This window comes from Bacillus sp. P4_D3, from assembly GCF_056401855.1.
On record NZ_JBFUIN010000096.1, the window covers coordinates 1 to 10061 of the forward strand.

The window sequence follows — 10061 nt, forward strand, 5'->3', positions numbered from 1 at the left end:
GTTTCTTAGCCGCTTCAATCGGAATGATCATTGGACAAATTTTATTTACAACACTATCAAATCGCTTCCTTGGTGATATCGGTAAAAAACCAACTCGCGATTTGCAAACGGCTGCTGGACAACAAACAGTAGGAAATACACCGTTAACAAAAAAAGAAAAACAACGTACAACAGTTATCGTCATTTTAACATGCTTTGTTGTCTTCTTCTGGGCTGGATTTGAACAAGCTGGTAGTTCGTTAACATTATATACAAACAAATTTGTAGACCGCTCTGTGTTCGGATGGGAAGTTCCAACATCTTGGTTCCAATCGGTCAATCCGTTATTTATTATTTTACTTGCTCCAGTCATTTCGGCATTATGGGCAAAACTTGCAACTAGAAAAAGTGGGGACTTAAAAATCCCAACAAAAATGGGACTTGGTATGATCCTACTCGGTATCGGTTATATCATTCTCGTTATCGCTACATTAAAAACAGGTAGTGATGAACATAACATTACAGAAAAAGCAAACTTACTATTTATCGTCTTTACGTATCTTTTCCATACGTTAGGTGAGCTATTCTTATCACCTGTTGGACTATCAATGGTTAGCGCACTTGCTCCAGTAAAACTTGCTTCTTTATTAATGGGAGTATGGTTAGCAAGCTCAGGAATCGCCAACATTATAGGCGGACAGCTTGCAAGCTTCACAACTTCACTTGGATATGCTGAAGTATTTACAGTAATCGGAGCTGCAGCAATTATTTTAGGTTGTGTTTTATTATTAATTTCTAAGAAATTAGTGAAATGGATGGATTAAAAAAGATGAGGAAAAATTCCTCATCTTTTTTTTATGCTTTTTTACCTTTTTCTATTGCTTGTTCATACAGATCTTTGTGCTCTTTATATTCACTTGGCACGAAGTTTTTATAGAAAAATGACAGCCAGCTATCTCCTTTTTTATATCCTTCTTCTCGGATTTCTGCTGCCTTTTTATTTGATTTAAACCCTTCCGTAAACCATTTCTTTAATGACTCATGCTTTTCATACTTAGCAGGAACTTTTAAATCATAATTTTCAAATGCATATGTATATCCAGCTTTTTCCRCCATTTTTTGGGCAGACTTATATCCTTTTTCATACGCGGTTTCATATGCTTTCACATATGTATCCTTTTCGGTATTTCCAGGTTTCTTTTCAGCTAATGCTTTACCAGCCTTTTCACCAAGTTCCGCTTGTTCTTTTTCAATCTTTTCGGTTCTCTCTTTATTACCTACTTGGAAACCTTCTGCAAAGTTCACCTTAAACTCAGGAGTAATTTGACTATCGTCCATTGCCTCTTGTGCTAACCCTTGCTCTTTACCTTTTTCAAAATGTGCTTTTTTCTGTTCTTCTAAAGACCATGCAGCAGCATAAGCAGTTGTAAATGCTTGTTTATATGCATCTGGTTTTCCAGCTACATGTCCTTCTGCATTATTCTTTCCTGCTTTAAAATCTGTCTCTCCGCTTGTTTGCCCTTCAGCTTGTCCCTTTTCAGCCTCAGCTTTACGCTGCGCTTCCTCTGCCTTACGTGCTTCTTCTGCTTTGCGTTGTTCTTCTGCAGCACGCTGTCTTTCTTCCTCTACTTTGCGCTGTTCTTCTGCAGCGCGCTGTCTCTCTTCCTCTGCTTTACGCTGTTCTTCTGCAGCACGTTGTTTTTCTGCCTCAGCTTTACGCTGCGCTTCTGCTTGTCTTTCAGCTTCTACAGCACCATTATTATTTTGGCTAGGAGCTGGACTCGTTGCACCACTACTAGAAGCTGGTTTATTGTGATAATGATATTCCCCGTACTGCAATCCCCATTTTTCACAATTTGTACGACACGTATGTCCACCATTAGCATCTGTACGTCCTGGATGTGCATAAGCAGAAATTGGCGCTACCAATAACGCTACGCTTGTTGTTAAAAGAAGTCTTTTTACTTGCTGTTTCACTTTTGTTCCTCCCAAAATCTAGATTCATTACTTTATTATATAAAAATAGAAAAATACTTAAATACCAACTAAAATATTCTTTTATTTCTAAATGTTGGACAAAAAAAGAAGGTTCACTCTTTAAAGAGTGAACCTTCTTTTTTCTTTATTTCTTCGCCTTTGTTCCTACTAGATCACCCGTAATAACAAAACGCTTAGAATTATCCTTAACAGATACACATGTAATAAGTGTTATCTCATCTTTCCCATGATCCTCTACAACTTCCCATTTATCAGGAGTCACTTCAGATACACCGGTAACAGTATACTCATACTCATTTGCATTGTCATACAAATAAATTTTATCGTTCTTCTTTAAAGTTGATACATCACTAAATAAAACACCTTTTTTTGACATATTATGCCCTGCAAGCGCATAATTCCCCTGTCCCATTACTTGATTTTCTCTTACAGTTGCCGCACCTGATAATAAATTCTTTTCAGTCGACGCTTTTAAAACAGGAAGTTCTAATGAGATGCTCGGAATTGAAATACGACCGATTACTTGTTTTTTATCTAACGATGCACTCGCTACTTCTGCCAAGTCTGGTTGATTAATTTTTGAAGCATCTACAAATTCCGTGTCGTGCTTTTCATATTCCATCTTTTGAACAGCTTGCACATTCGCTGTCTGTTTCGTCTCTGCCTTATATCCATCATAAAATGGCTTTCCGATTAATACACCACCTACAACAAATAGAAGGATTGCTATTATACTATAAATTCTTTGCTTATTCATATACAATTCCTTTCCGTTACAAAATCTTACTCTATATAAAATGATAAGACAATATTGCTATATGTACAAGTGTAAGCTAAAAAAGAAACCTTCTTGCATCAGCAAGAAGGTTTCTTTTTTAGACTAATTTATTTCTGTACAGGGATACGTAAAAGACTGTCATTTGAATAAAAAGCATGAAAAATAAAATATATAATGGATATMCAGGAATATATAAATTAGCTACAGGAGAAAGTGTTAAAAATCCAATAGCAATAACTATTCCATACCAGAATGAAACAAATGTTGTCCGGCATGCCTTTTGTGTAATTGCTTTTTCCCGCTCGTCTTCTTGTGGAAATAATAACGGGTACATCCAATAAGAAAGAGCTTTATGTTTCTTCTTTTGAACTTTATAAAAAAACGTCGTTATAATAGCTACAATTATTAACAATCCTAATGGTATCATATTGATTGTTACTTCAAACGGTAATTTCTCAGTTTCAATAATATTTGCTAGCTCTATCCAAGCATAATAGAGCTCAATAAACGCCCAAAAAGCTATCACAAATCTCAGCACATTTACGATATAAGAAACCCCAATTCTATTCATCCTCTTCCCCCTCCTTATTTAAAACAAACACATCTTCCATCTTTAACTCGAATACATCACAAATCGTCAATGCTAGTAACAATGAAGGAACGTAATCCCCTTTTTCAATTGCAGCGATCGTTTGTCTCGTCACCCCAACCTTTTCTGCTAATACACTTTGCGAAAAATTAAAGCGAGCTCTTAATTCCTTCACCCTGTTTAAAATGGTCATTTTTACCACCTCTTACCATTATTGTATGCTACTCTTAACAAAATGTAAACTCAACTTAACATTATTTTTACAAAAAAATCCAACTTTACGTATTGTAAAGTTGGATTACGTTTTAGTTTAAAATTGTAACTTTAACACTTCTTCTGCCCCAATTATTAGCTGTAGCTGAATCTGGCATTAATAAATCAATTATATGACCTTTAATCGCACTACCAGTATCTCCAGCAATCGCCGTACCGTAATTTTCCACATATACAGTAGAACCTAATGGAATCACAGCTGGATCTACAGCAATTAGTTTCATGTTTGGATTTGCAGTCAAATTATGTCCTAACTTAGACTTTACAATTTCACCCGGTTTATAGCCATTTTCAGATGGATCAGCTGTATAAGCAGTTGCTGTTACATAAAATTCTTTTCCACCTTGAGCTGGTTTTGGATCCGGCTTAGCTGATGTTGTATCTTTAGCTACAGGCTCTGCCGGCTTAGCTGCCTGTTCTTCTTTTTGCTTAGCTGCTGCTGCCTTCGCTTTTGCCAACTCTTCTTGCTCAGCCTTTGCAGCTGCTTCAGCTTTTGCGCGCTCTTCTGCTGCAATTCTTGCTGCTTCTTGTTCACGAGCAATTGTTTCTTGTACTGMTTTCATATTTGCTTCAACTTTTGCTTTCTCTTCCGCTGCTAAATTAAGTTGGCTTGCAATCTGATTATATTTAGCTTGAACCGTTTGTAAGTTATCTTGACGTTTTTTCAAGTTATCTTGCAAATCTGCTTGTGCTTTTGCTAATTTTTGCTTATCTACTACTAAAGATGCTTCTTTTTCGTCAATTGCTTTTTTATCTTCTTCAATTTGACGAAGATCTTGTTCTTGTAGACGTAAAATTTCTTTATCTGCTTCTAGAATAGTAGTAACTGCGTTCATACGTTGTATGAAATCTGCAAAGTTTTTTGATTCTACAACAACTTCTACTACTAAACTCGTGTTTGAGCTATTTTGAACAGAAACCATACGTTTTTTCATAATATCCTTACGAGCAAGGACTTTATCTTCTAAAACGATAATATCTGCTTTTTTTTGTTCAATCTGCTTATGTGTTTCATCGATTTTATGTTGAATAGCAGCTTGATCCTCTTTATTTTTTGCAATTGTATTATTTAAATTATGTAGTTCATTTTCGATACCTTGAATTTCTTTACTAACAGCTTGCTTCTCTTGCTCTTTCTTCTGCATATCTGCATCGTTTTGCTGCAATTGCTGTTGCATGTTGTTAAGTTTCTCGTCGTTTGACTCTGCTTTTACAGCGACTGTACTAGAAAGAACGATAATTCCTGCTACTACTAGACTACTGATTCGCTTAAAATAGTTCATAATCCGACTCCCTTCTTATACAGTTATACATGATTTATTTTACAGTTTGTTTACAGAACCATTAAATACAGTTTATTTTTCATGACAAAAAAAAGGGAATTATGAATAAAATGTAATAGATTCTTAAATATTTAACAATTCCTATATTTAAAAATTATAAAAGATGCTAAAATCCAAATATAGAGAAAATATAACTTCTAAAGGCGGTTGAGATAAATACATGTTTACTCAAAAGAAAGCACTCCAACATAAAATTGATCAATTAGAAAATCGTATACATGAGCTAGAAACAGAATTAAAACAAAAAGATATTGAAAACCAAGAGACTATTTCTTCTATCCACGACCGTGTACAAAGCGTTGTTCAAGAACATCAACTTGTAAATAACCAGCACCATACACTCCAAAATTTAATTCAACAATTAAACTCATGTTTTGAAAATGTTTCAACACGTACGACACATTCCAATGAATTAAATAGTGAAATGTTACAAAAAGAACAAAGCTTAATTCAGTCTATTGAAGAAATTATCGATTGCTCTAATGAAGGAAAAGAATCTGTTCACCGTTTACTCATTGTAATTAATAAATTAGGTGAACAATCTCAGCGCACGTCTAATAGTATGAATCATTTAAGTGAACGCTCAAAAGAAATCGAGCAAATTGTAGAAGTAATTCAAAACATTGCTGCGCAAACAAATTTATTAGCGTTAAATGCAAGTATTGAAGCTGCACGTGCTGGAGAGCATGGAAAAGGATTCGCTGTTGTTGCCAATGAAGTAAGAAAACTAGCAGAAAGCACAGCGGAGAGTACAAAAAACATTGGAAATTTAACGAAAAAAATCCAAGAGGAAATTGAAAAAGCGTACGAAAATACAAAAGATAATTTACATTTAGTTGATGAAGGTGTAGAAATGAGCGCCGATACTAACGCTAGAATTGAAAATATTTTAATAATGATTCAAACATTACAAAGTGGCGCTACAAATGTTATTAARGCTATCGAAAACCAAAAATCTTGTAATGATGATATATTAAGAGAATTTGCAAACACTCAACAAATGTTCCAAAAATTAAATACTACTATTATGAGCCATATTCATGATGCTGAAAAAGTCGATGTTCAATTAACTAAAAGTCTTCAAGAAACAGTAGCTTCTCATTAATAATAAAAATCCCTTATACCGGTATAAGGGATTTTTATTATATTTCGAATATTTATTTCTTCTCAATATTCATCCTCTCTTTTGCTATAATGGAAAAGTTGTTTCTTTCGACTAATAAACAAGGAGGTTATTATGGAACAATTTTACTACATTTTAAAATATTTAATTCTTGGTCTGTTCCAAGGACTAACAGAGCCAATTCCGATTTCTTCAAGCGGTCACCTCGTTTTAGCACAGCATTTGCTAGGACTAAAAATAGAAGGGTTTAGCTTCGAACTACTTGTTAATTCAGCTTCATTATTAGCTGTATTACTTATTTATAGAAATGATTTAATTCGTCTAACCAAGAATGGTCTATCTTATATATTTACAAGAGCAGAAGACGCAAAATCAGATTTCTTCTTTATTATTTACCTTGTTATTGCAACCATTCCAGCAGGTGTTATTGGTATTTTATTTAAAGATTATATCGACCACTATTTAAAAGGTGTGAAAATGGTTGGGATTTCCCTTCTTATTACTGCTATCGGCCTTTGGATTATTCGAAACTTGCGTGGACGTAAAAATGATGGCGATCTTTCTATGAAAGATGCAATCATTATTGGTCTAGCACAAGCTTGCGCACTAATTCCTGGTATAAGCAGATCAGGTGCTACAATCGTGGCAGCAATGTTACTTGGTATGAAGCAAGAAACAGCTCTTCGCTTCTCATTCTTACTATACATTCCTGTTAGCTTAGGTGGTTTATTGTTAAGTATTACAGACATTGCAAACGATCCAAATTTAGATACATTATTTGTACCTTATATTGTTGCTTTCATCGCAACATTTGTCATGACATATATTTCATTAAAATGGTTTATGAACATTATGGCAAAAGGAAATTTAAAATATTTCTCTTTCTACTGTATTATCGTAGGTGTGCTAACTATCATTTTCTTATAAAGTGAAACTTTAATCAGTGGGGGTTTTGTTCATCCCCCACTGATTATTAGCCCGCACCAATCGGGCGTTTACGGGCAGCAGGGCTCCCACCTAACTTCTTTGCTCGGGCCGAATTTTGAGGTGGGAGTYTTACTGCCCACAAATAGCGGGATAAAAAACCTCTTACTGCCCTCATACAGTAAGAGGTTTTTCCTTATGCATAAACTTTCTTTTCCTGACAATACAAGCGAATAACATGTGTATTTTTTTGAAATAAATCATGTGTTAAGCGAATAATAATAAAATTTCGTTTTGTATTATCATCATGAACAAAAATCTGTTCCCCCTCCTGAAAACGCCATGTGCTTTCAAAAGTTGTAATATGATCCCCGCTTACCGAAAAAAGCTCATATCGCATATCTAGTACCCTCTCTCAACTTATATAATCACAATATCCTTATATTAGATTTAGTATAACTTAATTTCGATAAAATTTGTAATTCTTTCTATTTCGAAATATTTTAACTTTGTTTTAAACTCCTTTTAGCGCTATAATGATAAACGAATTTTCATTGAAAGGAGCTTCATTTTGACTGCATATTTATTTCCAGTAAAAACAGCTTTTATTTTATTTCCTATTTTAGCAATGTTTCTATTAATTCCTTTTTTAATATTTAATTATCGAAAATACGGTTATTTAAATAAATGGCGCTCATTTATTTTATACTCATTATTACTTTACTTATTAAATGCMTATTTTCTTGTTATTTTGCCGTTACCACAAACGTATGATACTTGTAGCCTACAACCCGCTAATACACAGCATATGCAACTCTCACCATTTTATTTCATACAAGAGATTAGTAACCATACATCGGCAATTTTAACGAAACCAACTACTTATTTCTTGTTATTAAAAGAATCTGCATTTTTACAAGTTGCTTTTAACGTTCTATTAACCGTTCCATTCGGTATTTACTTACGTTATTATTTCCGACGTAGTTTCTTACAGACTATTTGTATTTCTTTTTGTCTTTCACTATTTTTCGAGCTAACACAGGTGACTGGATTATATGGTATATATAATTGTGCCTATCGCCTATTCGATATAGACGATTTGTTTTTAAATACATTAGGAGGAATCATTGGTTTTATTATCGCACCAATATTTACGTACTTCCTTCCGAAAGCAAACGAGTTAGATAGCCGTATTGATTTGGAAACGAAACCAGTTGGTTTTGTACGTCGTTTGATCGCTATGCAAATTGATTGGATTTTCTTATCTATCGTTGTACCATTCATTAAAAATAAAGGAAATTCTATATTTATTTCTAATATCCAATCTTACACAAATATATACGAACTCATTTTCATTACATGTTCGATCTTTATTTACTTTATTATCATTCCATACTTTACGAACGGAAAAACAATTGGGAAAGCATTGCTTCGTATTTACGTGAAAGGAAAGTCAGATCGTATTACAATGAAGGAACTATTCATCCGTTACGGTATATTCTATTTCATTTTAGGTGGAATCAACTATATTCTTTCTAGTAGCTCTATCTTAAATCATACAGAGCCTTTAGTATTACTAGTTATACTGTTATTCCAATTCGTAATTAACGGGCTATTTATTATTCATGTTTTATTACATGTATTTAGCAGTGATAAATTACTATTTTACGAGCGTATTAGTCATACAAGAAATGCAATTACACTTAAAAAAGCTGACAAATAATAATTTGTCAGCTTTTTTTCATACTCGTAAATAACTTTTCTGTATAAGGGCTTAAAAACATTCCTGTTTCATCTAGTGACTTCCTCATTTTTAGAAACGAATGCAATTCTGGATATATATTTTGTAATTTTTCGTACGTTAACGTATGCATTTTCCCCCAATGTGGGCGCCCTTCATACTTTAGAAAAATTTTCTCCACTTCACCAAAATAAGCGGCATATTTCATACCTTTATACATATGAACAGCAATATACGCTGAATCTCTTCCGTACGCTGGACTGAGCCATATATCATCATCTCTCACGTAGCGGCATTCAATCGGGAAGTGTACCTTATACTTTTTCTTTTCAATAAGATTTGAAATCTCTTCTACAACAGTCCTCATATACTTTGAAGGGACACTGTACTCCATTTCATAAAATGGAACCGTACGTGATGTAGCGAACACTTCATAGCTTGGTCCAATTATTTTTGTGTTTGGTACAGCCTTAGCTGATAATCGACTTACTCCTTTACTTATAGAAGGAAACCATTTACACCCTTTAGATAACAAAGAGAACATCCTATTTTCAAGTAACTCCACCTTTAGTTTATGCCATTTCAAATCACTTTCTTTACTCGTTGTTTCGTTTGTAAATTTCACTTGCACTTCATCTGAATAAGGAAAAACGAAAAATTCAAAATGACGATTCTTCTTATATTCTTCTAGTTTGTTCATTACAGTAGTTAATGACTGTTTTTCGCTTTCATAAACGAGAGAATACGCTGGGATAACCTTCAATTTTATCTTTACAATAATACCTAGCATTCCAAGCGACAGCTGAAATGCTTTCCAATATTCGGCGTTTTCGGTTTCTGAACAAACTATACTCTCACCTGTTGATAAAACTGCCGTAATCTCTATAACTTGTGTTGATAAACTCCCAAATGTAACACCCGTCCCATGAGTTCCCGTACTAATCGCTCCTGCAATAGATTGTGAATCAATATCTCCTAAATTTTCTTGCGCATAACCTTTTTCCTGAAGTAACTTCCCTAAATCATGTAACTTTGTTCCCGCCCACACTTCAACAGTCATCTTCTCTGCATCAATATTCATAATGCCCTTCAATTCATCTAAAGAAACTAAAATTTCTTCCGTTTGCACAAGAGGTGTAAAAGAATGCCCTGAACCGACAACACGAATTTTCTTTCCTTTTTTTCGTGCAAGYCCCACAACTTCTACTACATCTTGTATACTTTTTGGATACATCGTATAATGCGGCGTTCCTTCTACATTCCCTGTCCAATTTCTCCATTTTTGTCCCTTTATAGAAAGCATTGTCCATCCC

General features: G+C 34.1%; 10 protein-coding genes and 1 pseudogene. 4 read left to right on the top strand and 7 right to left on the bottom strand.

All coding sequences use genetic code 11. The features are described 5' to 3' along the window. Positions 1–803, top strand: an 803-nt coding sequence (locus AC1DTM_RS12815; protein ID WP_477000309.1) for a peptide MFS transporter, incomplete at its 5' end; no start/stop codon positions are given. Positions 804–834: 31 nt separating this feature from the next. Here the strand turns inward: AC1DTM_RS12815 and AC1DTM_RS12820 are convergent. From AC1DTM_RS12820 to AC1DTM_RS12840, 5 genes are all read right to left on the bottom strand, one after another. Beyond that, a complete protein-coding gene (locus tag AC1DTM_RS12820; RefSeq protein WP_477000310.1) occupies positions 835–1956 on the bottom strand; it encodes a YHYH domain-containing protein in 1122 nt (373 codons plus the stop codon). A 145-nt stretch (positions 1957–2101) separates the two neighbouring features. After that, positions 2102–2734 (bottom strand): class A sortase, encoded by a 633-nt coding sequence (locus tag AC1DTM_RS12825; protein WP_002159273.1) that lies wholly within the window; start codon positions 2732–2734, stop codon positions 2102–2104. Between the two features lie 118 nt (positions 2735–2852). Then, positions 2853–3326 (bottom strand): DUF2178 domain-containing protein, encoded by a 474-nt coding sequence (locus AC1DTM_RS12830; protein WP_477000311.1) that lies wholly within the window; start codon positions 3324–3326, stop codon positions 2853–2855. Then, positions 3319–3537 (bottom strand): helix-turn-helix transcriptional regulator, encoded by a 219-nt coding sequence (locus tag AC1DTM_RS12835; protein ID WP_000154009.1) that lies wholly within the window; start codon positions 3535–3537, stop codon positions 3319–3321. The genes AC1DTM_RS12830 and AC1DTM_RS12835 overlap by 8 nt, the downstream gene beginning before the upstream one ends. 112 nt (positions 3538–3649) lie before the next feature. After that, positions 3650–4900: a 3D domain-containing protein gene (locus AC1DTM_RS12840; protein ID WP_477000312.1), complete on the bottom strand. Its 1251-nt coding sequence runs from the start codon at positions 4898–4900 to the stop codon at positions 3650–3652. Between the two features lie 646 nt (positions 4901–5546). Between AC1DTM_RS12840 and AC1DTM_RS12845 the strand changes: the two are divergent. Both AC1DTM_RS12845 and AC1DTM_RS12850 read left to right on the top strand, forming a co-directional pair. Further along, a pseudogene (locus AC1DTM_RS12845) lies at positions 5547–6065 on the top strand (methyl-accepting chemotaxis protein); the annotation flags it as partial. 132 nt (positions 6066–6197) lie between these two features. Further along, positions 6198–7010, top strand: a complete 813-nt coding sequence (locus tag AC1DTM_RS12850) for an undecaprenyl-diphosphate phosphatase (RefSeq protein ID WP_016103554.1) — start codon at positions 6198–6200, stop codon at positions 7008–7010. Between the two features lie 193 nt (positions 7011–7203). On the opposite strand, the gene AC1DTM_RS12855 is transcribed toward AC1DTM_RS12850, so the two are convergent. Further along, the gene (locus AC1DTM_RS12855; RefSeq protein WP_016103553.1) at positions 7204–7407 is read right to left on the bottom strand and encodes a hypothetical protein; all 204 of its coding nucleotides are present in this window, start codon (positions 7405–7407) and stop codon (positions 7204–7206) included. A gap of 171 nt (positions 7408–7578) precedes the next feature. Here AC1DTM_RS12855 and AC1DTM_RS12860 point away from each other — a divergent pair, with 171 nt between their 5' ends. Next, complete coding sequence (locus AC1DTM_RS12860; RefSeq protein WP_016103552.1) at positions 7579–8730, top strand: VanZ family protein; 1152 nt, start codon at positions 7579–7581, stop codon at positions 8728–8730. Between the two features lie 7 nt (positions 8731–8737). Here AC1DTM_RS12860 and AC1DTM_RS12865 read toward each other — a convergent pair whose 3' ends face one another. After that, positions 8738–10051: a D-arabinono-1,4-lactone oxidase gene (locus AC1DTM_RS12865; RefSeq protein WP_016103551.1), complete on the bottom strand. Its 1314-nt coding sequence runs from the start codon at positions 10049–10051 to the stop codon at positions 8738–8740. Positions 10052–10061: the final 10 nt, after the last annotated feature.